Annotated in this window: 32 protein-coding genes and 1 tRNA gene; 10 read left to right on the top strand and 23 right to left on the bottom strand. The window is 67.6% G+C overall.

The annotated features are described in order from the left end of the window. Nucleotides 1–2: 2 nt before the first annotated feature. The 8 genes from FND50_RS10545 to FND50_RS10505 all read right to left on the bottom strand — a co-directional run bounded on the left by FND50_RS10545 (nt 3) and on the right by FND50_RS10505 (nt 7,046). Nucleotides 3–1,016: a hypothetical protein gene (locus tag FND50_RS10545; protein ID WP_144285717.1), complete on the bottom strand. Its 1,014-nt coding sequence runs from the start codon at nt 1,014–1,016 to the stop codon at nt 3–5. Continuing rightward, nucleotides 1,016–1,516: an ImmA/IrrE family metallo-endopeptidase gene (locus FND50_RS10540; RefSeq protein WP_144285716.1), complete on the bottom strand. Its 501-nt coding sequence runs from the start codon at nt 1,514–1,516 to the stop codon at nt 1,016–1,018. Before FND50_RS10540 ends, FND50_RS10545 begins: the two co-directional genes overlap by 1 nt. 2 nt (nt 1,517–1,518) lie before the next feature. Then, nucleotides 1,519–2,403 (bottom strand): cell surface protein, encoded by an 885-nt coding sequence (locus FND50_RS10535; protein WP_144285715.1) that lies wholly within the window; start codon nt 2,401–2,403, stop codon nt 1,519–1,521. A gap of 592 nt (nt 2,404–2,995) precedes the next feature. Further along, nucleotides 2,996–3,071, bottom strand: a tRNA-Ala gene (locus FND50_RS10525). A 97-nt stretch (nt 3,072–3,168) separates the two neighbouring features. Next, nucleotides 3,169–3,909, bottom strand: a complete 741-nt coding sequence (gene glpR / locus FND50_RS10520; protein ID WP_144285714.1) for a gephyrin-like molybdotransferase receptor GlpR — start codon at nt 3,907–3,909, stop codon at nt 3,169–3,171. Between the two features lie 274 nt (nt 3,910–4,183). Next, nucleotides 4,184–4,819, bottom strand: a complete 636-nt coding sequence (locus tag FND50_RS10515) for a GNAT family N-acetyltransferase (RefSeq protein WP_005238689.1) — start codon at nt 4,817–4,819, stop codon at nt 4,184–4,186. Nucleotides 4,820–4,844: 25 nt separating this feature from the next. Continuing rightward, a complete protein-coding gene (gene glp, locus FND50_RS10510; protein WP_005238688.1) occupies nt 4,845–6,104 on the bottom strand; it encodes a gephyrin-like molybdotransferase Glp in 1,260 nt (419 codons plus the stop codon). A gap of 21 nt (nt 6,105–6,125) precedes the next feature. Continuing rightward, nucleotides 6,126–7,046 carry a UTP--glucose-1-phosphate uridylyltransferase gene (locus FND50_RS10505; protein ID WP_005255376.1) on the bottom strand — a complete coding sequence of 307 codons (921 nt, stop codon included), beginning with the start codon at nt 7,044–7,046 and terminating at the stop codon, nt 6,126–6,128. A gap of 105 nt (nt 7,047–7,151) precedes the next feature. On the opposite strand from FND50_RS10505, the gene FND50_RS10500 reads away from it, so the two are divergent. The 4 genes from FND50_RS10500 to mscL all read left to right on the top strand — a co-directional run bounded on the left by FND50_RS10500 (nt 7,152) and on the right by mscL (nt 9,503). Continuing rightward, entirely contained in the window at nt 7,152–7,730 is a 579-nt protein-coding gene (locus FND50_RS10500) for a 5-formyltetrahydrofolate cyclo-ligase (protein ID WP_005567391.1), read from the top strand. 103 nt (nt 7,731–7,833) lie between these two features. After that, complete coding sequence (locus FND50_RS10495; RefSeq protein ID WP_005238679.1) at nt 7,834–8,142, top strand: FmdB family zinc ribbon protein; 309 nt, start codon at nt 7,834–7,836, stop codon at nt 8,140–8,142. Between the two features lie 97 nt (nt 8,143–8,239). Then, nucleotides 8,240–8,953, top strand: a complete 714-nt coding sequence (locus FND50_RS10490; protein ID WP_144285713.1) for an SAF domain-containing protein — start codon at nt 8,240–8,242, stop codon at nt 8,951–8,953. Nucleotides 8,954–9,035: 82 nt separating this feature from the next. Beyond that, nucleotides 9,036–9,503, top strand: a complete 468-nt coding sequence (mscL, locus tag FND50_RS10485; protein WP_144285712.1) for a large conductance mechanosensitive channel protein MscL — start codon at nt 9,036–9,038, stop codon at nt 9,501–9,503. 68 nt (nt 9,504–9,571) lie between these two features. Here the strand turns inward: mscL and FND50_RS10480 are convergent, their stop codons facing one another. From FND50_RS10480 to mrf, 12 genes are all read right to left on the bottom strand, one after another. Continuing rightward, a complete protein-coding gene (locus FND50_RS10480; protein ID WP_144285711.1) occupies nt 9,572–10,270 on the bottom strand; it encodes an MspA family porin in 699 nt (232 codons plus the stop codon). Between the two features lie 83 nt (nt 10,271–10,353). Further along, nucleotides 10,354–10,989, bottom strand: coding sequence for an MspA family porin (locus FND50_RS10475; protein WP_144285710.1), 636 nt, complete (start codon nt 10,987–10,989; stop codon nt 10,354–10,356). Nucleotides 10,990–11,239: 250 nt separating this feature from the next. Continuing rightward, complete coding sequence (locus FND50_RS10470; protein ID WP_144285709.1) at nt 11,240–11,941, bottom strand: MspA family porin; 702 nt, start codon at nt 11,939–11,941, stop codon at nt 11,240–11,242. Between the two features lie 65 nt (nt 11,942–12,006). After that, complete coding sequence (locus tag FND50_RS10465; protein WP_144285708.1) at nt 12,007–12,627, bottom strand: MspA family porin; 621 nt, start codon at nt 12,625–12,627, stop codon at nt 12,007–12,009. Between the two features lie 798 nt (nt 12,628–13,425). Beyond that, the gene (locus FND50_RS10455) at nt 13,426–13,986 is read right to left on the bottom strand and encodes a molybdenum cofactor biosynthesis protein B (RefSeq protein ID WP_005259905.1); all 561 of its coding nucleotides are present in this window, start codon (nt 13,984–13,986) and stop codon (nt 13,426–13,428) included. Further along, nucleotides 13,986–15,470, bottom strand: a complete 1,485-nt coding sequence (locus FND50_RS10450) for a trypsin-like peptidase domain-containing protein (protein ID WP_144285707.1) — start codon at nt 15,468–15,470, stop codon at nt 13,986–13,988. The genes FND50_RS10455 and FND50_RS10450 overlap by 1 nt, the downstream gene beginning before the upstream one ends. A gap of 122 nt (nt 15,471–15,592) precedes the next feature. Further along, nucleotides 15,593–17,071 (bottom strand): HAMP domain-containing sensor histidine kinase, encoded by a 1,479-nt coding sequence (locus FND50_RS10445; protein WP_144285706.1) that lies wholly within the window; start codon nt 17,069–17,071, stop codon nt 15,593–15,595. Beyond that, a complete protein-coding gene (locus FND50_RS10440) occupies nt 17,071–17,757 on the bottom strand; it encodes a response regulator transcription factor (RefSeq protein ID WP_005238656.1) in 687 nt (228 codons plus the stop codon). Before FND50_RS10440 ends, FND50_RS10445 begins: the two co-directional genes overlap by 1 nt. Before the next feature lie 68 nt (nt 17,758–17,825). Beyond that, nucleotides 17,826–18,434 carry a trimeric intracellular cation channel family protein gene (locus tag FND50_RS10435; RefSeq protein WP_005570563.1) on the bottom strand — a complete coding sequence of 203 codons (609 nt, stop codon included), beginning with the start codon at nt 18,432–18,434 and terminating at the stop codon, nt 17,826–17,828. 24 nt (nt 18,435–18,458) lie between these two features. Beyond that, a complete protein-coding gene (gene rpmF, locus FND50_RS10430; protein WP_005259908.1) occupies nt 18,459–18,632 on the bottom strand; it encodes a 50S ribosomal protein L32 in 174 nt (57 codons plus the stop codon). 58 nt (nt 18,633–18,690) lie between these two features. Then, nucleotides 18,691–18,945: a type B 50S ribosomal protein L31 gene (locus FND50_RS10425; protein ID WP_144285705.1), complete on the bottom strand. Its 255-nt coding sequence runs from the start codon at nt 18,943–18,945 to the stop codon at nt 18,691–18,693. After that, complete coding sequence (gene mrf, locus FND50_RS10420) at nt 18,942–20,207, bottom strand: ribosome hibernation factor-recruiting GTPase MRF (RefSeq protein ID WP_144285704.1); 1,266 nt, start codon at nt 20,205–20,207, stop codon at nt 18,942–18,944. Before mrf ends, FND50_RS10425 begins: the two co-directional genes overlap by 4 nt. A gap of 85 nt (nt 20,208–20,292) precedes the next feature. Here mrf and rpmB point away from each other — a divergent pair, with 85 nt between their 5' ends. From rpmB to rpsR, 4 genes are read left to right on the top strand one after another with little or no spacing between them, the layout of a single operon-like run. Continuing rightward, entirely contained in the window at nt 20,293–20,529 is a 237-nt protein-coding gene (rpmB, locus tag FND50_RS10415; RefSeq protein ID WP_065489983.1) for a 50S ribosomal protein L28, read from the top strand. Continuing rightward, entirely contained in the window at nt 20,529–20,696 is a 168-nt protein-coding gene (gene rpmG / locus FND50_RS10410) for a 50S ribosomal protein L33 (RefSeq protein ID WP_005238642.1), read from the top strand. The genes rpmB and rpmG overlap by 1 nt, the downstream gene beginning before the upstream one ends. Before the next feature lie 11 nt (nt 20,697–20,707). Next, nucleotides 20,708–21,013 (top strand): 30S ribosomal protein S14, encoded by a 306-nt coding sequence (gene rpsN / locus FND50_RS10405; protein ID WP_005259913.1) that lies wholly within the window; start codon nt 20,708–20,710, stop codon nt 21,011–21,013. Between the two features lie 9 nt (nt 21,014–21,022). Continuing rightward, nucleotides 21,023–21,277 carry a 30S ribosomal protein S18 gene (gene rpsR, locus FND50_RS10400; protein WP_005238639.1) on the top strand — a complete coding sequence of 85 codons (255 nt, stop codon included), beginning with the start codon at nt 21,023–21,025 and terminating at the stop codon, nt 21,275–21,277. A 62-nt stretch (nt 21,278–21,339) separates the two neighbouring features. Here the strand turns inward: rpsR and FND50_RS10395 are convergent, their stop codons facing one another. The 3 genes from FND50_RS10395 to FND50_RS10385 form a co-directional block, all read right to left on the bottom strand. Continuing rightward, entirely contained in the window at nt 21,340–21,933 is a 594-nt protein-coding gene (locus FND50_RS10395) for a DUF305 domain-containing protein (RefSeq protein WP_144285703.1), read from the bottom strand. A 70-nt stretch (nt 21,934–22,003) separates the two neighbouring features. After that, nucleotides 22,004–22,360: a DUF6153 family protein gene (locus tag FND50_RS10390; protein WP_260850962.1), complete on the bottom strand. Its 357-nt coding sequence runs from the start codon at nt 22,358–22,360 to the stop codon at nt 22,004–22,006. A 113-nt stretch (nt 22,361–22,473) separates the two neighbouring features. Then, entirely contained in the window at nt 22,474–23,526 is a 1,053-nt protein-coding gene (locus FND50_RS10385) for a serine hydrolase (protein ID WP_144285701.1), read from the bottom strand. A gap of 141 nt (nt 23,527–23,667) precedes the next feature. Here FND50_RS10385 and FND50_RS10380 point away from each other — a divergent pair, with 141 nt between their 5' ends. Together FND50_RS10380 and FND50_RS10375 are read left to right on the top strand one after the other, a co-directional pair. Further along, entirely contained in the window at nt 23,668–24,597 is a 930-nt protein-coding gene (locus FND50_RS10380; RefSeq protein WP_144285700.1) for an AEC family transporter, read from the top strand. A gap of 14 nt (nt 24,598–24,611) precedes the next feature. Continuing rightward, complete coding sequence (locus FND50_RS10375; protein WP_144285699.1) at nt 24,612–25,076, top strand: hypothetical protein; 465 nt, start codon at nt 24,612–24,614, stop codon at nt 25,074–25,076. The last annotated feature ends 188 nt before the right edge of the window (nt 25,077–25,264 follow it).

Here is a 25,264-nt window from a genome sequence, read left to right as displayed (position 1 = left end):
GGCTATTCCGCAGACGATTCGACGGTGTCCGCCTTCACGGGAACCGGCGCCGACTTCCGGAAGTCGGCGTACGCGTCCGCGAGATCGAGCACCCATCGGCGCGGGGACATGCCCTGGGGCGGCGCGATCCACTCGGTGTCGAGGACGTCGGAGGCGACCGGGTCGTCGATCCAGCGGGCGAGAATCCGGGCGCGTTCGGCGGTCGATTCCGGCAGGTCCTGTTCGTCCGTGTCGAGCATGCCCGCGCCCGCCTGCAAGTACAGCGCATCCATGATGTGTGCGACAGCGTCGGAGGCGCGGAGGACGGTCGTGCTCCCCTTGCCGTCGCCCTCGACCACTTCGGGGAACCGTGAAACGAGCACCGAATGTAGTGTGTTCATGCGGCGCAGGTCCTGTCGTGCGCGGAACCAGGTTTCGACGAGCACCCAGACGGTGCCGACCGAGACGATCACGGCCGCGACGGTGTACGCCGGCGAGGAGCCGACGGCCCACGTCTCGCCCGACACCTCACGCACCAGTCCGACGACCGCCGCAGCCAGGACGATCGCCGATCCGACCACGATCAGGGAGATTCCGCGGCCGAGCGGTGTCCACGCGACGTGCCGGGCTCCGGTCACGACCACCGCGGTCAGCGCGATCACGATGAACACCAGCGCAGGAACGGGATATCCACCGGCAAGCCCGATTCCGAGCACGATGGCCACGGTGTAGACGATAACGGCGACGGCACGCAGCGCAGGACGCGGGAGTATCGGCCACACGGAGATCGCGCCGACCGCGCTCGCGGCGGCGACCAACGTCCACGCCAGTTCGAGGATGATCTCCGACAGCCCGACATCCGGGGCCACGGTGTCGAGGCGCCCGGCGACGTCCGGAACGGCCAACGTGGACGCGAGGGCCGCGCTGGACACCGCCACCACCATCGCCACGCGCAGCGGCGTCGGCTGACGCGCGGCGACCCGGCCGATCCGGGCACCCGCGGCCGTCCAGACGACGAGCGCAACCAGCCAGCCCATCAGCCGATCGCCTCGTCGTAGCGGAGCACGGACACGGGAGTTCCGCGCCCCTGCATCGTGTTCAACCGGATGAGCAGCATCGACGCGAACGTCTCGGCCTCCCACTCGGCCACCTCGTCGGACGGCTGCTCGTCTCTCCGCCGTCGCGACCGCTGGCTGAGCATGTAGGCGATCAGATCGTCCCCGGCTTCGAGCGTCGCGGCAACGATCTCGGCTCCTTCGTGCCGAAACACGATGTGACCCAGCTCATGCGCAAGCGTGCGGTCGAGGTCCGGCAGGCCCGGCGCCAGCACGATCACGTCCCGGTCCGGGTATGCGCGCCTCTGGCCGCACACACCGGGCGCCATCGGCTTCGTGAAATCGAGTTCGATGGGACGCTGCCGTTCGCGGACCACCGCGTCCACCACGTGCCGGAGTGACACCGCTTCAGCCCGGGCCGCCGCGTCACACACCGCGTCCACGGCCGCCGCGACCCGACGATGAGATCTGTTCGCCCCCACGACTACATCCCTCCACTCGAAGCGGACGGGAAGAATTCCGCCCGCGCGGCCGCGATGCGCGCCTGCTGTGCGCGAGCACCCTTGAAGGTCAGCGCACCCGCCCCGCCGGCGCAGCACAACAGCACGCCGACCCCACCGAGAACGGTGATCGCAGGCAACGGCTCACTGTGGACCACCGGAACCATTCCCGGCGGCGCGGCGGCCGGATCGTCCGGGGCCGGTGCCCCCGCAGCGGGCGACCCTCCGTCGCTGCTCGGGGTCTCGCCGGCAGGGCGATCCTGGGGTGCGGAATCCGCGGGACCACCCGCACCCGGGGCTGCCGCGGCGGCTCCGGAACCGGACCCGGAACCTGCGGCCCGCGCTCCCCCGGACGCCGGAGGTGCGGCAGGACCCTCGGATCCCGGGTCGGCAGCATCGGGACCCGCGTCGTTTCCCGAACCGTCGTCCCCGGACGTGTCCGGGCGCCCGATATCCGGTTCGGCCACGGGCGGCAACTTGATCGGACGGGGCGGAACGACCACGACCCGTGACGTCGAAGGAGTCGACGTCTCCGTGGGTTCGGCGGTGGCGGACGGTTCCGTGGTCTCGGACGGCTCGGCCGTCTCGCTGGGCTCGGCCGTATCACTTGGGTTCGCGGTCTCGCTGGGCTCCCGTGTCTCGCTGGGTTCCCGTGTCTCGCTGGGCTCTCCGCCACCGCAGCCGCGGCGACTCTCGCACGGCGGATGAGGATGCCGGGGCTTGCCGCCGCCGGACGACTCCGAGGAACCGTCGTCGCATCGACTGTTGGCGCAGTCATGGTACTGGGGGTCGGCGGAGGCGTCGGACGGGAACACCGAGACGGTGACCCAGCCGAGCCCGGACAAGAAGGCCAGCGCCAGTCCGACCATGGTCAGCCTTCGAACAACACGACGCGCGCTCACTGTGCACCCCCCTCGTATTCACGACACCACGTCTACGGCGACGTCGCCGCTGTCATGGTATCGAGCGAACCGAGCGGAGGTGCTGGTGGTGCCGGTGTCGGGGAACCGGCACCACCAGCGGTGCCCGAGCCAGGTGGGACTCGAGCAGCTTCCGAGAACCCCTGCGGGTTCGGCGGTATCGCCTGGAGGTGCTGATCGGTCAGCGGAAGGTCGGCGTCTCCGACGCGGCCCTCGCGATTTCGAGTGGTCGGCCGGAGTTCACAGGACGTTCACCAGCAACATCGTCGCGGTGATGGTCGCGACCACCGTCGCCGGCTCCAAGAACTTCGAGATCTTGCCCATTGCCTGCATGTATTTCCGCCCCGTGCGATCGACCCCTTGATGACCTACGGACAGTACACAGCATCCAGTTACCTTTTGGCAAATTGGAGAGTCGGGCATTCGCACAGCGGCCTCGCTCGACACACCCCGACGATGGCGCTCGCCTGGGCCGGAAGACAGAAAATGCGCCGGAATGCAGAAAAGGCACTCCCTCCGGGTGGAGTGAGTGCCTTTTCCGTGGTGGAGCTGAGGGGAATCGAACCCCTGACCTCTTCGATGCGAACGAAGCGCGCTACCAACTGCGCCACAGCCCCGCGCGGATCCTGCGATCCGCTCGGCAAACTCTAGCAGGCCACCCGCGGCGGGAGCGAATCGCCTACACCGACGTGGCTTTCGGCCCGATTCGCCCGGCTACTCACCGGCAGCTCGGCGCATCGTGGCCTGCTGCATCGGGGCGTCGTCGAAGTGTTCGAGATGATCGAATTCGGGGTCCTCGTCGTCCACTTCGAGGACGACGGCGCCCGGACGCCGCAACCGGGCCGGGATGAGACGGAGCTCCTCGTCGCTGCGGGACTCGACACCCAACCGCGAACGGTTGAGACGCGCGGTCCGCCGACGACGGATCTCCTGCTCGATCTGAACCTGCCGGCGCAGATACGCCAAGTAGCCGAGAAGACCGACCACACCGGCCGCGAACGCCCACCACATCAGCGGCGAGATGATCAGCCCGAGCGCCGCCGACATGATTGTCGCGAACGCCAGCCCGAGAACCGACCGCTGCCGGAACGTGTACCGGGCCTCGCGCGCGATCGCGTCGGCCTCGGGATCGAAGCCGCCACGCCCCCGGCGCGCCGGTACGTACTCACCCACCGGTGCCCGCTCGCCGTCGAACTCGTCTTCCTCTGCGTGAGTGTCCACAAGGTCCTCCGCGTCGTAGCCGTAGTGGTCCGGTTCCGGTTGCCAGTACGGGTCGCTGCGGTGTCCAGCCGCGGGTCCACGCTGCACGGGACGTTCGTCACCGCGGTGCAGCACACGCGTCGCGAGTGCTGCGTCACTGGTTTGCCGAATCCGGGGGCGGTTGTTCACCAGCATCGGAACCAGGACGAAGAGCCACACGACGACGAGCCCGATCCAGAGAAACGAGTTCGGCATACGGCGACCTCCTCCCAATCGTCTACCAGCATGGATACCGCTGTTGACCCACCCAGGCTAACCGCATGAACACGCACATCTTCGCAGACGCGCCGATCTCACCATACTCAGGTGTCACATGCGTAACGCGAAAATGTGGTGCTCGACATGCCCCGAGACGGCAGAGGGAACGATCCGGCAAAGACTCGCCGAAAGCGGAGTCCCGGTCAGGAAGCTTTGATACCGTGAGATAACTGCCGCGTAGCTGGACGCTTGTCCATATCCGCTACGGCGGTCACGCCCAGGTGGCTTTGCCACTCCGCACGAGCGAATCCGCCACCGTGCCGGGCACGTCCTCGACGGTCATGCCGACCAGAATGTGGTCGCGCCACTGCCCGTCGACGTCCAGGTAGCGCTTGAGGAGACCCTCCTCGCGGAAGCCGACGTTGCGGAGCACCGCCTGGCTCGCCAGGTTCTCCGGACGCACGGTGGCCTCCACGCGATGCAACCCCACGGGCCCGAAGGCATGATCGAGCCCCAGCGCGAGTGCGCCCGTGGCCACCCCGAGCCCGTTGACGTCGCTGGCCACCCAGTAACCGATCCAGGCGGAGCGCAGTGCACCCCGCACCACGTTGCCGATCGTGATCTGGCCGCAGAAATTGCCGTCGAGTTCGATGGCCATCGGCAGCATGCGGCCCTTCCGGGCCTCCGAACGCAAACTGCTGCACAGTCCGGGCCATCCCGAAATATGGTGGCGCGCTTCCCAGGGCGCCTCCCCGGTCGGTTCCCACGGTTCGAGGTGCGCGCGGTCGCGGGTGCGCAGACGGCTCCACGCCGACGCGTCACGCAACCTGATGGCGCGCACGGTGACGACGCCACCCTTCACCCGCAAGGGCCCGAGATGCGGCGGCCAACCCGGATGCTGTGTCATCCCGTCTCACACTGTCGCGGTGTCATCAGCCCCGCTGCGCCAGAAAAGCCACGTCCACCTGATCCCCGGTCCGGACCTCGGTGATCTCGGGGTCGATGAGGACGAGGCAGTTGGCCTCGGCCAGCGTGGCGAGCAGGTGTGAGGACGCGCCCGGCGCCCCGCCGAGAGCTTGGACGAGGTACTCCCCCGTGGCCTCGTCGCGCATGAGCTGACCTCGGAGAAAACCCTTGCGGTGCTCGATGGACGTGATGGGTGCGACGGTGCGGGCGGTGACGACGCGTCGCATCGGCTGCCTGCGCCCCAGCGCGATGCGGATCAGCGGGCGCACCATCACCTCGAACACCACGAGGGCGCTCACCGGATTGGACGGGAGCAGGAACGTCGGCACCTCGTCCCGGCCCAGCTGGCCGAAACCCTGGACCGATCCCGGATGCATTGCGACGCGGTCGACCTCGAGGTTGCCGAGATCGGCGAGTGCGTCCCGCACGTCCTCGGAGGCGCCGCCGCCGACCGCACCCGCGATGACGACGATCTCGGACCGGATCAGCTGACCTTCCACCACCTCGCGCAGCCGACGGGCATCGGCGTTCGCGATACCGACCCGGTTGACGTCGGCGCCGGCGTCGCGGGCGGCGGCGGCCAGCGCGTAGGAGTTGACGTCGTAGACCTGGCCGGGACCGGGGGTCCGGTCGACGTCGACGAGTTCGCCACCGACCGAGATGACGGACAGCCGGGGCCGGGGATGCACGAGCACCTTGTCTCGGCCCACCGCCGCCAGCAACCCGACCTGCGCGGCCCCGATGATGGTGCCTGCCCGGACCGCGACGTCTCCGGGCTGCACGTCGTCGCCGGCCCGGCGCACGTAGTCGCCGGAGCGGACGGGTTTGTAGATCTTGACGCGGGCCCGGCCGCCATCCGTGCGGTCGAGCGGAAGGACGGCGTCGGCGAGCGTCGGGAGCGGAGCGCCCGTGTCGACCTTGACTGCCTGACGCGGTTGCAGCCGGATCGGCTGCCTCGAACCTGCCGTGACCTCACCGACCACGGGGAGCGACAGTTCGACGGGCGCACCGTCGTCGTCCCGGATGTCGGTTCCGGCGGCCTGGACGTCGACGCTACGGACGGCGTAGCCGTCGATCGCGGCCTGGTCGAAACCGGGAAGCGGACGCTCGGTGACCACCTCTTCGGCACACAGCAGCCCCTGGGCTTCGGAGATCGCCACACGGACCGGCCGCGGCGCCACCGCGGCCGCGGTCACGATCGTCTGTTGCTCCTCGACCGACCGCAAGTTCTTGCCTCCCGAGCTTCTCTAGGAATCCGTCCGCTTCAATCGGTCGATCAGCCATTCGCGCAACGATGGGCCGTACTCCTCCATGTCCAACGCAAAGTCAACCGCAGCACGGAGGTAGCCGCCGGGATTTCCGAGATCGTGTCTCGTGCCTCGGTGCACGACGACGTGAACGGGATGGCCTTCCTTGATGAGGAGGGCGATGGCGTCGGTGAGCTGGAGCTCGCCGCCGGCGCCGGGTTCGATTCGCCGCAGCGCATCGAAGATCGCCCGGTCGAGGAGGTAGCGACCTGCGGCGGCGAACGTGGACGGCGCATCCTCGATGGCCGGTTTCTCGACCATGCCGATGACCTTGAGGACGTCCGGGTTGGTGGCGTCGGGAACCGTCTCGACCTCGAAGACGCCGTACGCGCTCACCTGGTCCTTGGGTACGTCGATGGCGCAGAGGACGGTGCCACCACGCTTGCGGCGGACCCGCGACATCGTCTCGAGCACTCCGCGCGGCATCACCAGGTCGTCCGGGAGGAGCACGGCGATAGCGTCCTCGTCGTCGTCGAGGACCGATTCCGCGCAGCCGACCGCGTGGCCCAGGCCGAGAGGCTCGTCCTGGACTACGGATTCCACCTCGAGCAGGCCGGGAGCCTTGCGCACCTTCTCGAGCAGGTGATACTTGCCGCTGGCCTCGAGCTTGCTCTCGAGCACGAGATCCTCGACGAAGTGGGCGACCACTCCGTCCTTACCCGGCGATGTCACGATCACGAGCCGGCCGGCGCCCGAATCCGCGGCCTCTCCGGCCACCAGTTCGATACCCGGGGTATCCACGACCGGGAGCAGCTCTTTCGGCACGGTCTTGGTCGCGGGGAGGAATCGCGTACCCATTCCCGCTGCGGGCACTACAGCCGTGCGAAAGGCGCTGGCGGTGTGCGGTGCGGCGTCTGTCATGACCACACCATAACTGTGCGGACCTACTCGACAATCACCAAGTTCCTGTCGGTAACCTCCCGGAACCCGTCGGGGACGCTCACCGGCCGGCTCTAAGGTTGGGGCATGCACGCACGAACGAAGGACGAGTGGCGGCAACTGGTGCTCTCCGGGCGGCGCGCGCTGACCCCCGAACTCCGCACCGCCGAGGACCGGGCGCTTGTCGCGCTCGCCACACAGGGAATCGCCGGTGGATCAACCGTCTGTGCCTACGTTCCCACTGCGCTCGAGCCCGGGTCGCTGGACTTTCTCGACGCCCTCCGACGGGTCGCCGGACGCGTCCTCGTGCCCGTCACCCGCGATCCGGGTCCGCTCCACTGGTCCGAGTTCACGGGCGCGGATGGTCTCGCCGACGCGAGTTACGGCCTCCGCGAGCCGACCGGGCCGGTGTGGGAACCCGACGAGATCCGTTCGGCCGGGACCATTTTCGTTCCCGCCCTGGCCGTCGACCGGCGGGGGGTGCGACTCGGCCGCGGCGCGGGCTTCTACGACCGGACTCTCGGCCTCGCCGCCTCCGACGCGCGGCTGATCACGGTGGTCCGCGACGAGGAACTAGTGTCCGAGCTGCCCGAGGATCCCCATGACGTACGTATGGGATGGGCGCTCACCCCGGGCTCGGGCCTCGTCCCGCTCGGCGACCGCTGAGGACGTTTCCCGCCCGGAATAGTTCTCTGATTAGCGTTGTTGGCACTGTCGACTGTAGAGTGCTAACACCTGCGGTTTGACTACACAGTGCGGAGGAACCCCGGTGCCCACTTATTCATATGCGTGCACGGCATGCGACAACCGTTTCGACATCGTCCAGTCGTTCAGTGATGACTCCCTGACCGTCTGCCCCGCGTGCTCGGGCAAGCTTCGCAAACTGTTCAACTCCGTCGGCATCGTCTTCAAGGGCAGTGGTTTCTACCGCACCGACAGCCGCGGCACGTCCGGCGCAGCAAGCGAGCCGGCCAAGACCGATTCTGCTCCCGCCGCGAAGTCGGAAAGTTCGTCGACGGCCTCGTCCAGCTCGTCGAGCACCGCGACCGCCGCACCGGCCAAGGCTGCTGCCAGCTAGTTCTCGCGTCTCCGCGAGTTATCCACAACTTCTCGTCCATCCACAGGCGGGCCCTTTCGGCGTACCCACGGGTCCGCCGGTCTCTTAGCGTCGAACCATGTCGTTCGATCCTGTCCAGACCGGTCGCCGCCGGTCGAACCGAGCACACCGAAGCCTGAGCCCGTCGTGGGCCGACCGGCTGTCGGATCTCGCCCATCCCGGATGGGCCCGCACCCTCGTCGCCAGACGCGTCCTGGCCGCCGCGCTGGTCTGCCTCGCACTGGCGCTCCTCGCCCGCGGAGACCCTGACTCTGCCCGCTCCGCAGTCGTGGTGGCCGCCCGGGATCTGCAACCGGGCGTCGTTCTCACGGACGCCGACGTGGAACTGGTGGAACTCGAGGCCGGGACCCTCCCTGACGGGGCCGTCACCGCATTGGCGGACGTTGCCGGGCGCACCCTCGCCGGACCGACCCGCGCCGGAGAAGCCCTCACCGACGTCCGGGTACTGGGACCCCGTCTGGCCGCGGCCGCAGCGGGCATGGACGACGCCCGGATCGTCCCCGTCCGGCTCGCCGACCCCGCTGTCACGGAACTTCTACGTGAGGGCGATCGCGTCGATGTACTCACGGTCGATCCCGGCACACCAGCGAATCCGGACCGGCGGTCCGGCGCCACCGTGCTGGCGTCCCGCGCGGTCGTGGTGTTGGTGACACCGTCCGAGAACGGGCGCGACCAGCGCGAACGCGTGGTGATGCTGGCTCTTCCGGCATCCGAGGCCGTGACGGTGGCCGCGGCGTCACTCACGAGCGCGATCACCGTGACCTTCCAGTGACCCGTCGCGCGGAGCCGCGCTGATCTAGGCTTTTCTGCGAACAGTGCTGGATGACTTGCCACCCACTCGAGGAGACGTCGACATGCTCAAGGGATTCAAGGACTTCCTGCTCCGGGGGAACGTCCTCGACCTCGCCGTCGCGGTCGTAGTCGGAGCCGCGTTCACCGCCATCGTCACATCGTTCACCAACAACGTGATCAATCCGTTGATCGCCGTTGCGGGTGGCGCCAACGATCTGGGCTGGGGTTATCAGATTCTCGCCGACAACCCGGCCACCTTCATCAACATCGGCGCCGTCATCACGGCCGTGATCAACTTCGTGATCATCGCCGCAGTCGTGTACTTCATTCTCATCGTCCCGGCCAATGCCGCGAAGAAGCGGTTCATCACCGAGCCCGCAGACAAGAAGGCCAGTGAGGCCGACCTGCTGATCCAGATCCGCGACATCCTCGAATCGAGCCTCGAAACCAACGGCGCGACAGCGAGTCCCGACGGAGCGCACGCGATGACCGCGGACAAGGCCGCGAACCTCGAGCAGACCCGCGAATAGCTTCCGACGACTCCGGGCCCGTGCAGCAGCTGCATGCACGGGCCCGGAGTCATGGGTGGAACGAATTATCAGCCGAGACTGAAGGGCTGTCCCCACAGGGTGACGGTGCCGTCGACCGACTCGGTCGAGACGGTGACCTTGGCGTAGGAGCGGGCCTGCGCGTAGCCGGCGCAACCGGAGACACCGAACGTCTCGTCCGAGTACGTGATGCCGCCGCTGTTGCCCTTGAACTTGAAGCTGCTCTTGTGAGCCTCGGCGCCGTAGTCGTCGGTGTACTCGATGTCGAGGATCGGCACGTTCTTCGCTTCGCCGGGAGCGATGGACAGGCCACTTCCGACCTTGGTACCGGACTCACTCACGGCGAGGCCATTTTCCTGGACGTACTCCCAGGTATTGATCTGGTCATTCGAAGCAGCACCGCCCGAGACCTTCCCACCGAAGTCGAGCTGGCAGGCCACGACGTAACCGGCGTCGATGGTGCCGCCCTTGGCCGTACCGCCGTCGATGGAGACATCGATGGTGCCCGACGCCCACACGTTGCGGTGCAGCGGGGTCGAACCCATCGACGGGCTGATGTTCGCGGAGTTACCGGTCTGCTTGACCGTCACCACGGTGCCGTCGAGTAGCGTCTGGGTGATGGTCCCGTCCTGCAACGGAACGAAGGTGTCGGCGTTGGCCGCACCGGTGGAGAGAAGGCCGATCGCGACGGTGGCCGCGGCGACCACGCCGGCAGCCTTGGCGCCGTGGCGCAGGGTCTTGCTGTTCATTGTTCCCCTCTAGGGTTCTTACAGTGGGCACACAGTGGCCGCCCACAAGGCTCGAAAAAGTTGGTAGTTCGGCAGCGTGGTGATCAGCCGATGCTGAACGGCTGCCCGTAGAGGGTCGACTTGACGTAGTGGTTCCCCGGAATTTCGAGGACCGTGTACGCGCGAGCCTGCGCGTACCCGCCGCAACCCTGAACCTCGATCTGCTGGTCGCGGTACTGAATCGCAGACACGCCCGGCTTCAGGTCCGTCTTCGACTTGATCTTGGCGAACTTGACCTCACCCGGTGCGACCGGAAGGCTCAGCGAACCACTGGCACTCGGGCCGGACAGCGACAGGCTTCCGCTGATGCCCGCCTCGAGACCGGTGATGTCGAGCTGGCAACCCACGATGTAACCGGTGGTCAGCGTCGCGCCTTCCTCCGGGATCTCGCCACCGAGCTCGGCGAAGGCATCGCCCGACACCCACGCGACGCGGCCGGCGCCATTGGCGGCCAGCGACGGCGAAACCAGAGCGCTCTCCGCGTTGCGGGCGATCTTGGCCGTGACGCTTCCCGCGTTGACGACCTTTTCGCCACCCGGCAGCGGCACGAAGGTGTCGGCATTCGCCGCACCGGTGGACATCAGGCCGAGTGCAACGGCCGCGGCGGCACTGAGGCCGGCAACGCGGGCCCCACGGCGCAGGCCTGACTGGCGCAGGCCTGACTTACGGATCTCGCTCATTCTTTCCCCTCATCAGGTACCACCTACCCGGCGTTCGGTTAGGCAGTCTTTACCTCTTGACGGGATAAAGTTAGCTGAAACAACGTCCAAATGTTATAGCTACGTGTCCGAATTTGCCTCCGCCCCAGCCTCCGTGTCCTAACTGTGACATGCACAACAGCGCATAAAGCGAGGTTGGGGGCGTACTGAAGTGCCGTACGCCCCCAACCCCGAGGTATTACATTGTTCAATTTTTTTTCGGCGTCACGCGTCAGCCGAGGCTGAAGGGCTGTCCCCACAGGGTGACGGTGCCGTCGACCGACTCGGTCGAGACGGTGACCTTGGCGTAGGAGCGGGCCTGCGCGTAGCCGGCGCAACCGGAGACACCGAATGTCTCGTCCGAGTACGTGAAGCCGCCGCTCTTACCGGTGAACTTGAAGCTGCTCTTGTGAGCCTCGGCGCCGTAGTCGTCGGTGTACTCGACGTCGAGGATCGGCACGTTCTTCGCCTCGCCGGGAGCGATCGAGAGACCCCCTCCGACATTCGTTCCACCCTCGTCGACGACAGGAGTTCCGCCGTTAGCCAGGTAGTCCCAGGTATTCGTTTTGTCGTCGCTGGCAACCTCGCCGCCGGCCTCGCCGCCGAAGTCGAGCTGGCAGGCAACGATGTAACCGGCGTCGATGGTGCCGCCCTTGGCCGTGCCGCCGTCGATGGCGACATCGATGGTGCCCGACGCCCACACGTTGCGGTGCAGCGGGGTCGAACCCATCGACGGGCTGATGTTGGCGGAGTTACCGGTCTGCTTGACCGTCACCACGGTGCCGTCGAGCAGCGTCTGGGTGATGGTTCCGTCCTGCAACGGAACGAAGGTGTCGGCGTTGGCCGCACCGGTGGAGAAGAGGCCGATCGCGACGGTGGCCGCGGCGACCACGCCGGCAGCCTTGGCGCCGTGGCGCAGGGTCTTGCTGTTCATTGTTCCCCTCTAGGGTGAATGTCGCTGACGCGAGAAGGCGTGAAGTGGGATCTGCTTACGAGCAATCAGCCGATGCTGAACGGCTGCCCGTAGAGGGTGGTCTTGACGTAGTGGTTCCCCGGCACCTCGACCACGGTGTATGCGCGCGCCTGCGCGTACCCGCCGCAACCCTGAACCTCGATCTGCTGATCGCGGTACTGAATCGCAGAGACACCCGGCTTCAGGTCTTCCTTGGTCCGGATCTTCGCGAACTTGACCTCACCCGGTGCGACCGGAAGGCTCAGCGAACCACTGGCACTCGGGCCGGACAGCGACAGGCTTCCGCTGACGCCCGCCTCGAGACCGGTGATGTCGAGCTGGCAACCCACGATGTAACCGGTGGTCAGCGTCGCGCCTTCCTCCGGCACCTCGCCACCGAGCTCGGCGAACACATCACCCGACACCCACGCGACGCGGCCCGCACCATTGGCGGCCAGCGACGGCGAAACCAGAGCGCTCTCCGCGTTGCGGGCGATCTTGGCCGTGACGCTTCCCGCGTTGACGACCTTTTCGCCACCCGGCAGCGGCACGAAGGTGTCGGCGTTGGCCGCACCCGTGGACATCAGGCCGAGGACTACAGCCGCAGCGGCACCAAGGCCGGCAATGCGGGCTCCACGGCGCAGGCCGGTCTTTCGGTTCTCGCTCATTCGTTCCCCTCATCAGGATTCTGCTGGTTCCCAGTCACGACCTTCGAGACTGAGGAGTGGTCCATGTCGGGCCCAGCGCAGTATCCAGAGCTGTGATGTCCGCAGAGTGAACTACGGATGATCACAGCTCGATAACCGCGCTGAAGACGAAATCACTGACGAAGCGTCAGAGTTCCGACTGGGCAACGGCACATCGACCCTGCCCTCCATCTCCAGTACTGACTCGCCGAGGACAGTAACCGGCAGGTGGTTGCCTAAGCAATTAATTCCATCGGAAACAGAATCGTGATGTATGCCACACCCGAAAACGTGTCCAATGTGTGGGATTTGCGCGAGAATTCCGACCACTCGCCACCCTCCTGACCAGCAGCTTCACTGGCTGTTCACGTTAAGTTCGGTAACGTTTACATTCGGTTCACAAGCTCGAAGTATGTCTGTTCTGACCGAAATGTGATGCCTGAAAGTACGCGGAAGGCGGCCCCGTGCCGGGGAAATTCCGCCCGGGCGGAAGCACAAATACTCACGCTGATCGCAGAGCGGGACCGCAGATCACGATTCGCTTAAGGTGAGGCTTTCGAAGGTAACTACCCGTGATGTGGGGGGCGCTGACGGCGCAGCCATTCGTCGCCGGCAGCGGCGGCGGGCCCTTCCCCGGGTTCGCGTTCGTCCGCGGTGGTGTCGGGAAAGACGTCCCCGAAGATGCGTTCGAGCCGGGCCCTGTCGATCGGGGCCCGGCTCGGAACTGCCTGCTCGTCGGTCTCGCTTGGCGAGTCCGGCTCGTCGGAACGAGAAATCGTCTCAGCCTTCCAGACCGGACAATTCGGAAATCACGTGCGCCGCGAGCGGCGTCAGGGTGGCCATGCCGTCCCGGACCGCGGCGCGGGAGGAAGCGAGGTTTACCACGAGTGTGCTGCCGGACACTCCGGCGAGCCCGCGGGAGAGGCCCGCATCCAGCGAACCGGCGGCGAGACCCGAAGACCGGAGGGCCTCCGAGATTCCCGGAATCTCGCGGTCGAGGACCTCGGCCGTGACGTCGGGGGCGACGTCGCGGGGCGACACGCCGGTGCCGCCGACCGAGACGACGAGGTCGACGCCGCCGATGACGGCGGTGTTGAGCGCGTTGCGGATCTCCACCTCGTCGGCCGCCACCGCCACGATGGCGTCGACGATGAAGCCGGCCTCGTTCAGCAGTTCTGTCACCAGGGGCCCGATGGAGTCCTTGCCGTCACCGTGAGCGGTGCGGTCGTCGACGATTACCACCAGCGCGCGGCCGGCCAGCGAGGCTTCGATGTCCATGGTCCCCACCGTAGTGGCCCCGTTCAGAACGGACTCGACCTGCCCGAGAATCCCCGCGTTCATCAGCGGCCACCCTGTTCGGCGGTTCCGAGCGTAACGTCGACGGTCTTGGAATTGGATCCGTTCCCGTCGGTGTAGGTGATGGACACATTGTCTCCCGGTGCGTGTGAGCGGATGGCGGCGATGAGCGCGTCGCCACTGGTGATGACGCGGTCGTCGACCTTGGTGATCACCGACCCCTTCGGAATTCCCGCCTTCTCCGCCGGGCTGCCCGACGTGACCTCGACGACGGTGGCACCGTTGGCGGCGTCCTGCGACGGGACCTGGATCCCGATGACGGCCTGGGTGGCCTTGCCGGTCTTGACCAGCTCGTCCGCGATGCGCCGGGCCTGGTCGACTGGGATCGCGAAGCCGAGTCCGATGGATCCGCTCTGCTCGCCCGCACCCGAACCGCCGATACTCGCGATGGCGGTGTTGATGCCGATCAGCTGGCCGTCCATGTTGACGAGGGCGCCGCCCGAGTTGCCCGGGTTGATCGCCGCGTCCGTCTGGAGGGCGTCGATGACGGTGTTCTGGTTGCCGGACTCACCACTGGTGGACACCGGGCGATCGAGCGCCGAGATGATGCCCTCGGTGACGGTCCCGGCCAGGCCGAGGGGCGACCCGATCGCGACGACCTGCTGCCCGACCTGGACGTTGCCGGAGGTTCCCAGCTCGATCGGAGTGAGATCGGTCTTGCCGTCCACCTTGATGACCGCGAGATCGGACACCGGGTCGGCGCCGACCAGCTTGGCGTCCGCCGTGCTGCCGTCCGAGAAGGCGACGGTCAGCTTGCCGCCCTTCGCGGCCGCGCCTGCCACGTGATTGTTGGTGAGGATCATGCCGTCGGACGAGATGACGATGCCGGATCCTTCTCCACCGGAACCGCCTGCCGTCGCCACCTCGATCTGGACGACGCTCGGGACCACCTTGTTCGCGACCGCCTGCACCGAACCTGCCGGCGCGTTCGCGGCCGGGGTCGCGGTGTTGTTCTTGGGGGCGTCGAGGGAGTTGGTCACCGCGGCGCCGCTGCCGTTCCGTTCGGTTGCCAGGGAGCCCACGACGCCACCGATACCGCCGCTCACGAGAGCGAGCGCCACAGCGCCCACCACGATGGCGGTGCGGGCGGGACGCTTGGTCGCGGTCGCCGTCGATCCCTCCCCGGCCTGTCCGGGGCCCTGAAGGCCGGGGAACGGGCCCTGAGGCGCCCCGTGCTGCCCGGCAGCGTGCTGGGCACCCGGGTGTCCGGGAGCGCCGTGCTGAGGCTGCCCGAACTGCTGTGTGGGCTGGTGCGGCACACCGTACGGATTGCCCTGGGGGTACCCGGCGCCGTAGGCCTGCTGACCCATCGGACCGCCCGTGGGGTGCTGCGGTGCGGCCGGAAACTGCTCGGTCGGGTGGTGACCCGGCGCCGGCTGCGGGTGGGCAGGCTGATCGGGGCGCGCGCCCTGGTCACCACCCGCATTGTCGCGGCTGTTGCCGTCGTGACTGTTTCGATCTTCGGTCATCGCATCACTTCCATCTCCCGCGACCGCCCGCAGGGGCAGTCGCACCGTCTCTGTCTACGAGAGTGCCCGGTGGGACTGAGAAGGTCCTGAGACCGGCCTTTGAGTAAGCCGAGACCCTGAGACTATTCCGCTCCGGGTTCACCCGGAAGGACGATCCGGATGAGCGCACCGCCCCGTTCGGAGACGTCGACGGCGATCGTGCCGCCGTGCTTGACCACCACCTGCCTCACGATCGCCAGACCCAGCCCGGAGCCGGGCATCGAGCGCGACGCCGTCGACCGGTAGAAGCGGTCGAACACCAGCTCCCGATCCTCCTCCGGAATGCCCGGGCCCGCGTCGTCGACCGTCAGCTCGAGAAGTCCGTCGCCTGCCGGCTTCATCGCCACACGCACCTGCTCACCGGTGGGACTCCACTTGGCCGCGTTGTCGAGCACGTTGAGCACCGCCCGCGACAGTCCCGCGTGGTCGCCGTAGACGAACCAGGGAACGGTGACGGCGGTGAAGTCGATCTCGTTGCGCCGGCGGCGTGCCCGCTCGAGACTGCGATCCACCACTTCGCTGAGATCGACTCTCTCGAAAACGGTCTCCGGTGCGTCCTCGCGGGCGAGATCGACGAGGTCGCCCACCAGCTGCGAGAGTTCCTCGATCTGCGCCACCACGTCGGTGCGCAGTTCGGCCATGTCCTCGTCCGGAATGTGCGGTGCGCCAGGACGACTCGACGCGATCAGCAACTCCATGTTGGTGCGCAACGACGTGAGCGGCGTCCGCAGTTCGTGTCCGGCGTCGGCGACGAGCCGGCTCTGCCGCTCCCGCGATTCCGCGAGTGCCCTCAGCATCGTGTTGAAACTCTCGGTGAGCCGGGCGAGTTCGTCGTTGCCCGTCACCGGCATGGGCGTCAGATCGTCGGTCCGGGCCACCCGTTCCGTGGCGGCGGTGAGCCGGGCGATCGGACGCAGACCGGTGCGCCCCACCGTCGTTCCGGCGGCGGCCGCGAGGACCACTCCGCACCCGCCGACGATGAACAGCACCCAGGCGAGCCGGTCGAGCACGGCGCCCGTCGGCGCCAGGCGCTGCGCGATCACCAGGGTGCTGCCGTCCTGGGTGCGCTCGGCCAGCACCCGCTGATTGTCCGCCGTACGCAACGACGTGTCGCGCTCGCCGCGGGCCACGGACAGTTCGGGTTCACCAATGGGGACACTCGACCCCGGCGGAGTGTACGTGTCGAGGTCCGGGAAGATCAGCGCCACACTGATGTCCGTCGTGTACAGCGTCGCGCCCGCGATGTAGCGCGGATCGAACGTCACGAGATTGCTGTCGATGAGCGCCGACGCGCGGGTGCGCAACTGGTTGTCGACATCCGCGTACAGAGCCCGCGACACCACGGCGTACGCCGCGATCGCCATGACTGCCACCGCGATGGCCACCACGGACGCGGCGAGCAACGTCACCCGCCACCGCAACGACACCGACCGCGTCAACGGCATCGGAGGTCGCATCTCGGGCGGTAACGGGATCGGGCCAGTGGGGTGCCGGGAAACGTGGTGCGAGTTGCGCTTCGCCGACCCCGACTTGTCGGCGGTCTTGTGGAACGGAACTGCCATCACGGAGGAGTCTCCCGCAGCACGTAGCCGACTCCGCGGACGGTGTGCAGCAGGCGGGTCTCGCCGTCCGCCTCCGTCTTGCGGCGCAGATACCCGACGTAGACCTCCAGCGCGTTGCCGGACGTCGGGAAGTCGTAACCCCACACCTCCTCGAGGATGCGGCCGCGGGTCAGCACCCGGCGCGGGTTGGCCATCAGCATCTCGAGGAGCGAGAACTCGGTGCGGGTGAGGCTGATGGACCGCTCGCCACGCGTCACCTCGCGGGTGACCGGGTCGAGCGTGAGGTCTTCGAACGTCATCTTCTCCGAGTCGATGCCCGGCTCCGGCGCAGCGCGGCGCAGCAGTGCGCGCAGCCGGGCCAGCAACTCCTCCAGGGCGAAGGGTTTCGGCAGGTAGTCGTCGGCTCCGGCGTCCAGTCCCGACACCCGCTCCGACACGGAGTCGCGCGCCGTGAGGACGAGAATCGGCAGGTCGTCGCCGGTACTCCGCAGCCGTCGGCACACCTCGAGACCGTCCAGGCGCGGCATCATCACATCGAGCACTAGCGCGTCGGGGCGCGCGTTCGCCACCTTCTCGAGAGCATCGATACCGTCGACGGCCAGTTCCACCGAGTACCCGTTGAAGCTGAGGGACCGCCGTAAGGACTCCCTCACGGCGCGATCGTCGTCGACCACCAAAATGCGCATACCCGACAGTTTGGCCCGATCAACTGAGATATGTCTGAGAAGGGATCATCGACATGCCCTGGCGGCGGTCACTCGAGGACCCGCGGGCCCGGCAGACCCCAGTTCCGCCACAGCGCCAGCACCCGGAGCGCCGACGCGAACACGGTTCCCACCACCAGCGCCACGTCGGTGCCCAAACCCCACTCGCTCACCACGACCACCAGCGCCGAACCGAGTAGCGCCGGAACCGCGTAGAAGTCCCGCTGCAGCAGCAACGGGACCTCGTTCACCAGCACGTCGCGCAGGATCCCGCCGCCGATCGCCGCCGTCCCGCCGATCAGACACGACGCGAGTGGACTCGCCCCGTGGTCGAGCGCGATCACGGCGCCCGTGCTCGCGAACAGGCCCATGCCCAGAGCGTCGAGCACCAGGATCTCCCGGCGGAGTCGCCCGACAGTCGAGTGCAGGAAGAACACCAGCAACGACATGCCGAACGACGTGCCGAGGTTCGGCCAGCTACCCAGCGACGTCGGCGGTTGGATGCCCAGCAGGACGTCGCGGACGATGCCGCCACCGAGAGCGGTGAAGACACCGACCACGCACACACCGAAGATGTCGAGGCGCTTCGTCACCCCCACCAGGGCGCCCGACGCCGCGAACACCGCGATGCCCACCAGTTCCAGGATGTACAGCAGCACCCGCCAAGGTTCGCACGGGGAGCGTCACTTCCCGGCCGGGTCCACCAATCCCAGCTTCACGGCCTTCACCAGCCGGCGCGGCACGCGATGCGTCGCGCCGCCCACCGTCACCTCGACGAGGTCGGGTGCCTGGGCCTTCCACTGCGATCTGCGGCTGCGCGTATTGGACCGCGACATTCTGCGTTTCGGTACTGCCATTCTCTGCCTCCTTCGTCGGCCCGTGAGTACTTACTAACCGCCCGCGGTTGACAAGTACTCACGGGCGCTTGCGCACGCCGTACCGGCGTTCGAACTTCTCGACGCGGCCCGCGGTGTCCATCACGCGCTGCGCACCGGTCCAGAACGGGTGCGACTCGCTGGTCACGTCCACGACCACCAGCGGATAGGTGTTGCCGTCCTCCCACACCGCAGTGCGATCGCTGGTCAGCGTCGACCGCGTGAGAAACGTGGTTCCGGTGCTCGCGTCCTGGAACACCACGGGGTGGTAGTCGGGGTGGATGTTCGCCTTCATTCGTGTCCCTCTCTCGATTCGGGTTCTGCGTAGGGTGATTCGCTGCTCTCGCAGGGGTCCTCGTGGAACTGCCCGAACGGGTCGGGCCACGACTGCCAGGCGCCTTCGTCCGCGAGTTCGTCGTCGGTGACGAGCGCCCACCGCAGAGTGCGGTCGATCTCGGTGGGGTCGGCCGCATGCACCAGCACCACCATCGACGTGTGCCGGTCGCCGAAGCGCTCGTCCCAGCACAGCGCGGCCATCGCGCGGCGCGCGACCCCGACCTCCTCCTGTTCCTCCGGGGTCATCGCGGCCAGCCAGCGGTCGGCACTGGCCACCCGCAGTCCCCCACCGGCCGACTCGAGCCACAGTGCCTCGTCCGGCTGCGTCGCAACCCAGATGCGGCCGCGAGACGTGACGACCCCGTCGAGGAGCACGTCGACGGCCTCGTGCAGTCGTTCCGGATGGAACGGCCGGGTGGCGGTGAACTCGACGAGCATGACGCCGCAGTCGTGGGACAGCGGCGGCTGCCCGCGCAGCAGCGGTGAGTGGGCGTGGGACGGCTCACCGCGCCGGGCGCCGGCCGGGATGTCGCGGAGCAGGCGTTCGACGTCGGGCGCGTCCCCGTCCCAGAGGATCGGCGCGCCGGGTGCCAGCCGGGCCAGGACAGCGTGGAGCCGGGCCTGCTGCCAGCCGTCGCCGGCACTGCCCGACACCACCAAGGCGTCGGCGAAGTCCACCTGCCCGACCGCTACCTGCGCGACGGTGCGGTCGTCGTCCAGTGCTTCGTCTCCGGTGGCGTCGGCCAGCCACGATCCCGCGTCGACGCAGGTGACGACGCCGTCGACGCGCACGTCCCGCGATGCCGGGCCGTCGATCTGGCCCACCACACCGGATACCGCCACGTGCTCGACCGCCCAGCACACCGCCTCGGGTTCGAGCCGGCGGTCGAGGTGCAGCACGATGCGCTGCACCGAACTGCGGGTGTGCAGGCGGCGGAGCAGCGGGAGAAGGTCCTCGCGCAGCGTGCAGGAGATGCAGCCGTGCGCCAGTTCGAGGATGCCGAGGCGCTCGCGCGGCGCCCCCGACTCCAGCGTGGTGACGGTGCGGCGCACGACGCCTTCGTGCACGAGGTCGAGGTCGTGATGCACGACGACGGTGCCGTCGCGGAGCAGCGACCGCGCCGCGTCCTCGGTGGGGCCGTTCCTGCCGGAAACCAGGATCAGCGGCGTCCGGCCGTCGAGTATCTCACTCACGAGCACCCTTTCGATAACGATTGTCATTAACTGGACAGAACGCTACATTGGAATCTCGCCATTGTCGAAAATGATTGTCATAACCTCTTGCGAGGTACAGGGAGGAACGCCCATGTCGGCCCACTGCCAGGTGACCGGACGCCAGCCAGGATTCGGCAAGTCCGTGTCGCACTCCCACAAGCGCACCAACCGGCGCTGGGATCCGAACATCCAGAAGAAGACGTATCTCCTGCCCAGTGAGGGCAGGCGGGTGACCCTCACGCTCTCCACCAAGGGCATCAAGACCATCGACCGCGACGGTATCGAGGCCGTCGTCGCCCGGATCCGCGCCCGTGGAGAGAAGATCTGATGGCCGCCCGCAACGAGATCCGCCCGATCGTGAAGCTGAAGTCGACGGCAGGTACCGGATACACGTACGTGACACGCAAGAACCGCCGCAACGACCCCGATCGTCTGGTGATGAAGAAGTACGACCCGGTCGTGCGGAAGCACGTCGATTTCCGAGAAGAGAAGTAGAAGACACGCACATGGCCAAGAAGTCGAAGATCGCGAAGAACGAGCAGCGCAAGATCGTCGTGGCACGCTGGGCGGAGCGCCGCGCGGAGCTGAAGGAGACCATCCGCCGTCCGTCGAGCAGCGAAGACGAGCGCGCGGAGGCCCGGGCGGCACTGCAGCGTCTACCCCGCGACGCGAGTCCGGTACGATTGCGCAATCGAGACGCTGCGGATGGACGTCCGCGCGGCCACCTGAGGAAGTTCGGGCTCTCTCGCGTGCGTGTTCGCGAGATGGCGCACCGCGGGGAGCTGCCAGGCGTCCACAAGTCGAGCTGGTAAAGGAAGCAGATGGCAGTCAAGAGAGCACCGTCGAAGAAGCCGCGTCCCGTCGAGGGCCGCAAGCCCAAGAAGAACCCGTTGTTCGCGGCCAAGATCGAGTACGTCGATTACAAGGACATCAACCTCCTCCGCACGTTCATCTCGGACCGCGGCAAGATCCGTAGCCGCCGCGTCACGGGCCTGACCCCGCAGCAGCAGCGTCAGGTTGCCGTCGCCGTCAAGAACGCTCGCGAGATGGCTCTGCTGCCCTTCACGAGCCGGTAACTCACGTAGGCACCGAAAAGGCCGCGTAATCCTCGGATTACGCGGCCTTTTCGTCATTCCGGTCAGCCGAGCGCGGCCTGCATGTCGGCGATCTCCTTCTGCTGGGCGGTCACGATGTCGGCGGCCATCTGCCTGGCCTCCGGGCTCTCACCGTCGGCCAGTTCGGTGTTCGCCATGTCGATCGCGCCCTCGTGGTGCTCGATCATCATGGTCAGCCATTGCCGGTCGAACTCCGTGCCCGACAGTGCCGTCAGGGCGTCCATCTGATCGGCCGACATCATGCCGGCACCATGGTTCATGCCGTGCATGCCGGACATGTCGGGCGTCGGAACCGGTTGTCCCCACTGCTGGAGCCAGGTGGTCATCCGGTCCATCTCGGGTTGCTGCGCCGCCTTGATCGCGGCGGCGAGAGCGACCACGTCGGCGTTGTCGGTGTGGCCGGCGACCATGTCGGCCATCTGCACCGCCTGCGCGTGATGCGGGTACATCCCTTCCAGGAACGCGACATCGGCGTCGTTGAACTGCGCCTGCGATTCGACCGCGGACGTCGCGGCGCCGGACGTCGACGAGGTGCCTGCCGAGTCGGTGCCGCAGCCGGTCAGGACGAGAGCCGCGCCTGCCGCGGCGGCGATCAGGGCAGTGATGGTGGTACGCATGAGGAACTCCTCGAGATCGATTCGGGAAATGACAGTCGGATCCGCCGGGGCACACGCCCCGGGCTCCCTGTCACACCCGCAGAATCGAGAGTTCCGCCAACGACAGCACCGTCCACGGTGGTGGTCCGCGCCCCGACCGCACACGGTCGGCGCTCACCCGCGACCGTCGCGCGGCGGGATCCACGGAATGCCACCACAGCAACATCACCGACGTCAGCGCGGCGATCACCACGATCACGCCGGCACACTGATGTCCGGTGACATGGGGTTGCTCGCAGCCGTCCCCGCCGCAACCGTGGGGGTCTTCGGAGTGGGACGCGGTGACCGAGTGCTGCTCGTGTGCCGCGGCGATCGCGGTCGGCGCGATCAGGCTGTGCATGAGGAGCACCCCGGCGGCGACGGCGATCAGCAGCGCAGCACGCGCCACGACTGTGCGCCTCCGCCCGGTTGCCGTCTCCACATGACCACTGTAACCGGACATACCCAACGGGGGTACCCAGGCACGTGAGTGACAATGTGTGCCCCGGGACGCGAAAACACTCACATGGGGGTGTGGGCGAGGATCTCCAGACCCTGCTGCTCGAGTCCGCCGATGGTGTCGGTGAGGATGACGAGTCCGCGGTCGTTCTCCCGGTCGAGCACGACCGTGCACTGGAAACCACCGGTCGCGCCGCCGTGCAGCGTGTAGTCGCGACCTTCGAACGGGACGATCGACCACGTCAGCGCGCGGTAATTGTTGCCGATCCACCGCGGGTCCATGGCCGCGGCGCCGGGGACCGTCCCGTCGAGGAGCGCCCGGACGTACGTCGACATGTCGTTCGCGGTGGACCGCAACCCGCCGGCCGGGGCGTAGGCGTCCAGCGGCCACGGGTCCTGCGACCGGTGCAGGACGTCGAATCCGCGGGTGACGTTCCGCGGCAGGTCGGCGGCGGTGAGCGGCATCCATGACTGCGACAGTCCGAGGGGGACGAGCATGCGCTCGCGGAGCAGCGACGGGTAGTCCGTGTGCGCTGCCGCGGCCAGCGCCTGGCCGAGCAGCGCGAAGCCGACGGTCGAGTACGAGTACGTGCCGCGGGTCGTGAGGGGCGCCGACTGCAGTTGCTGCAGCAGGGTGTCCCGGTCGTACGTGAACGGGTTGGACGCGACCACCCAGTGCCCGACGGCCACCACGGTGTCGGTGCTCATCGGGAACTGCGCCAGCCCGGACGTGTGGGACGCCAGCTCGAGTAGCGTCACGTCGCCGACCGGTGCGCCCTGCAACGGCAGCACATCTCCGACCCTCGTGTCCTCGCGCACCTCACCCCGGGCGACGGCGTCGACAAACAGTTCCGCGGTGAACGTCTTGGTGACGGAACCGATCTCGAAGTCGGTACCCTCGGTGGCCCCGAAATTCGCGAACCGGGTACCGGACGCGTCGATGTACGCGACGCTCGCGTTCTCGCGGTAGCTGCGCCCGAGGACCTGCCCGGTGAGCGCGATCAGTTGCGGATCGCCGCTCGACGGCGGGGCCAGCGCCGACGCCACGGGGGCGGCGCCCCACGCGAGGGTCCACGCGCAGAACAGCGCATAGAGGACGGTCGTTCGACGCAGCATTGCGGCTCCTCGCGCGCGACGGAACGCGCGCACAGACGATCTCCCCGACCGGACGCTATTGTCACCCACCCGAACGCCGAGCACTAGACTTCGGAAGGTTTGCCGACAGGAGGCTTACCTGTCGAGGAGGTGCCCCGCAGCGTGTCGGGAGTGGTTGCGGGATTCACCGTCATATTCGTCATCATCGCGATCGGCTACTTGCTCGGCCGTCGCGGGACGCTGGGCGCGGAGGGCGAAACCGTCCTGGGCAGGCTGGTGTTCTTCGTCGCCACACCGGCGCTGCTGTTCGATTCGCTCGCATCGTCCGACCTCTCGGTGATCTTCTCGCCCACACTCGCCGTCGCGGCTGTCACGGCATTGACGGTCGGCGCACTGTACATGGTCATTGCGAGAGTGTGGCTACGCAGGTCCCTTCCGGAACTGACGATCGGCGCTCTGTCGGCGTCGTACGTGAACTCCGCGAATCTCGGCATTCCCATCGCGGTGTTCGTGCTGGGGGACGCGTCGTTCGTGGCGCCGCTGCTGCTGTTCCAGATCATCGCGTACTCCCCCATCGCCCTCACCATCCTGGACGTCACCACGCTCCGGCGCGGCGCGTCGCGGCTCGACACGATCACCGCGCCGTTCAAGAACCCGATCGTCGTGGCGGGTGCCGCGGGACTGCTGGTCGCACTCCTCGGCTGGACACCCCCGGAAGCTCTGATGCAGCCGTTCCGGCTCATGGGTGGCGCGTCGGTGCCGGGTGCGCTGCTCGCGTTCGGCATCTCGCTGTACGGGGTGCGGGTGCTCGAGAAGGGGACGAGCCCGCGACGCGACGTCGCGCTGGCGTCGGTGCTCAAGATCGTGGTGCAACCGGTGCTGGCCTACCTGATGGCGCGCTATCTGCTCGGGCTCGACGGCCACGAACTGTTCGCCATCGTGGTGGTGGCGACGCTGCCCACGGCCCAGAACGTCTTCGTCTACGCCAGCCGGTACGGGGTGGGAACGGTGCTGGCGCGAGACACGGCTTTCGTCACCACGTTGGCTGCGATTCCGGGGATTGCGCTGGTCTCCGGCCTGCTCGCGGGATGAGGTTACCGTGGCATATGCGCGTAATCGCCCTCGCAGTGCTGGCCTGCCTCGCCCTCGCCGGATGCGGGTCCGGTTCGAGCACCGACGAACCGACGATTCCCCCGGAGATCGCGTCCGCAGTGGATCCCAGCCCGACCAATCCGTCGTCGGGGATGCCGATTCCCTCCGAGGTGCCCGGCGACGAGTTCGGCACCGTCTTCGAGTCGCGCCCTGACATCGTCCGGGCGAATCCGACCCCGTTCGAGTCGTGGTCCCGCGCGGACGGCAACAAGGTGGCGATCCACTTCGTCACCGGAACCCCGGAGTGCTACGGCGCCGCCGCGACCGCCACCGAGACCGACACCACCGTCACGATCTCGCTGCGCACCGGCACCCTCCCGGAGGCCGCCGACAAGATGTGCATTCTCGTCGCCGTGTTCGGCACCCTCGAAGTCCCGTTGCAGGCACCGCTCGGCGATCGCCGGGTGATCAACGGATGACCTGGTGAAGCACTGGTTCCTCAACGTCTGCGTTGCCACTGCTCTCCTCCGGGCCGTCTGTCACGCTGTCCGCGTTCTCGTCTGGCCGTGAGTACTTGTTAACCGCCCGCGGTTAACAAGTACTCACGGCTCCGAAACGTCGCGTCCGTCGCCGCACGACGCTCCACTTCGTCGGATGTGGCGTGCGT

The sequence above is a fragment of the Rhodococcus sp. WB9 genome (assembly GCF_007558985.1).
Classification (GTDB): domain Bacteria; phylum Actinomycetota; class Actinomycetes; order Mycobacteriales; family Mycobacteriaceae; genus Rhodococcus_F; species Rhodococcus_F opacus.
The sequence above is the reverse complement of the archived record's forward strand: the minus strand, read 5'-3'. Positions and strand labels throughout refer to the sequence as shown.

What these genes read in the sequence shown, in the direction of transcription:
- FND50_RS10455 (WP_005259905.1), bottom strand. Translation starts at nt 13,986, where the DNA reads ATGAACGCGGGGATTCTCGGGCAGGTCGAGTCCGTTCTGAACGGGGCC.
- FND50_RS10425 (WP_144285705.1), bottom strand. Translation starts at nt 18,945, where the DNA reads ATGAAGGCGAACATCCACCCCGACTACCACCCCGTGGTGTTCCAGGAC.
- mrf (WP_144285704.1), bottom strand. Translation starts at nt 20,207, where the DNA reads ATGACAATCGTTATCGAAAGGGTGCTCGTGAGTGAGATACTCGACGGC.
- rpmG (WP_005238642.1), top strand. Translation starts at nt 20,529, where the DNA reads ATGGCCGCCCGCAACGAGATCCGCCCGATCGTGAAGCTGAAGTCGACG.
- FND50_RS10440 (WP_005238656.1), bottom strand. Translation starts at nt 17,757, where the DNA reads ATGCGCATTTTGGTGGTCGACGACGATCGCGCCGTGAGGGAGTCCTTA.
- FND50_RS10465 (WP_144285708.1), bottom strand. Translation starts at nt 12,627, where the DNA reads ATGAGCGAGAACCGAAAGACCGGCCTGCGCCGTGGAGCCCGCATTGCC.
- FND50_RS10395 (WP_144285703.1), bottom strand. Translation starts at nt 21,933, where the DNA reads ATGCGTACCACCATCACTGCCCTGATCGCCGCCGCGGCAGGCGCGGCT.
- FND50_RS10490 (WP_144285713.1), top strand. Translation starts at nt 8,240, where the DNA reads ATGTCGTTCGATCCTGTCCAGACCGGTCGCCGCCGGTCGAACCGAGCA.
- rpmF (WP_005259908.1), bottom strand. Translation starts at nt 18,632, where the DNA reads ATGGCAGTACCGAAACGCAGAATGTCGCGGTCCAATACGCGCAGCCGC.
- FND50_RS10445 (WP_144285706.1), bottom strand. Translation starts at nt 17,071, where the DNA reads ATGGCAGTTCCGTTCCACAAGACCGCCGACAAGTCGGGGTCGGCGAAG.
- FND50_RS10500 (WP_005567391.1), top strand. Translation starts at nt 7,152, where the DNA reads ATGCACGCACGAACGAAGGACGAGTGGCGGCAACTGGTGCTCTCCGGG.
- rpsN (WP_005259913.1), top strand. Translation starts at nt 20,708, where the DNA reads ATGGCCAAGAAGTCGAAGATCGCGAAGAACGAGCAGCGCAAGATCGTC.
- FND50_RS10450 (WP_144285707.1), bottom strand. Translation starts at nt 15,470, where the DNA reads ATGACCGAAGATCGAAACAGTCACGACGGCAACAGCCGCGACAATGCG.
- FND50_RS10470 (WP_144285709.1), bottom strand. Translation starts at nt 11,941, where the DNA reads ATGAACAGCAAGACCCTGCGCCACGGCGCCAAGGCTGCCGGCGTGGTC.
- glpR (WP_144285714.1), bottom strand. Translation starts at nt 3,909, where the DNA reads ATGCCGAACTCGTTTCTCTGGATCGGGCTCGTCGTCGTGTGGCTCTTC.
- mscL (WP_144285712.1), top strand. Translation starts at nt 9,036, where the DNA reads ATGCTCAAGGGATTCAAGGACTTCCTGCTCCGGGGGAACGTCCTCGAC.
- rpsR (WP_005238639.1), top strand. Translation starts at nt 21,023, where the DNA reads ATGGCAGTCAAGAGAGCACCGTCGAAGAAGCCGCGTCCCGTCGAGGGC.
- FND50_RS10385 (WP_144285701.1), bottom strand. Translation starts at nt 23,526, where the DNA reads ATGCTGCGTCGAACGACCGTCCTCTATGCGCTGTTCTGCGCGTGGACC.
- FND50_RS10505 (WP_005255376.1), bottom strand. Translation starts at nt 7,046, where the DNA reads ATGACAGACGCCGCACCGCACACCGCCAGCGCCTTTCGCACGGCTGTA.
- FND50_RS10480 (WP_144285711.1), bottom strand. Translation starts at nt 10,270, where the DNA reads ATGAACAGCAAGACCCTGCGCCACGGCGCCAAGGCTGCCGGCGTGGTC.
- FND50_RS10515 (WP_005238689.1), bottom strand. Translation starts at nt 4,819, where the DNA reads ATGACACAGCATCCGGGTTGGCCGCCGCATCTCGGGCCCTTGCGGGTG.
- FND50_RS10535 (WP_144285715.1), bottom strand. Translation starts at nt 2,403, where the DNA reads ATGGTCGGACTGGCGCTGGCCTTCTTGTCCGGGCTCGGCTGGGTCACC.
- FND50_RS10375 (WP_144285699.1), top strand. Translation starts at nt 24,612, where the DNA reads ATGCGCGTAATCGCCCTCGCAGTGCTGGCCTGCCTCGCCCTCGCCGGA.
- FND50_RS10475 (WP_144285710.1), bottom strand. Translation starts at nt 10,989, where the DNA reads ATGAGCGAGATCCGTAAGTCAGGCCTGCGCCAGTCAGGCCTGCGCCGT.
- rpmB (WP_065489983.1), top strand. Translation starts at nt 20,293, where the DNA reads ATGTCGGCCCACTGCCAGGTGACCGGACGCCAGCCAGGATTCGGCAAG.
- FND50_RS10545 (WP_144285717.1), bottom strand. Translation starts at nt 1,016, where the DNA reads ATGGGCTGGCTGGTTGCGCTCGTCGTCTGGACGGCCGCGGGTGCCCGG.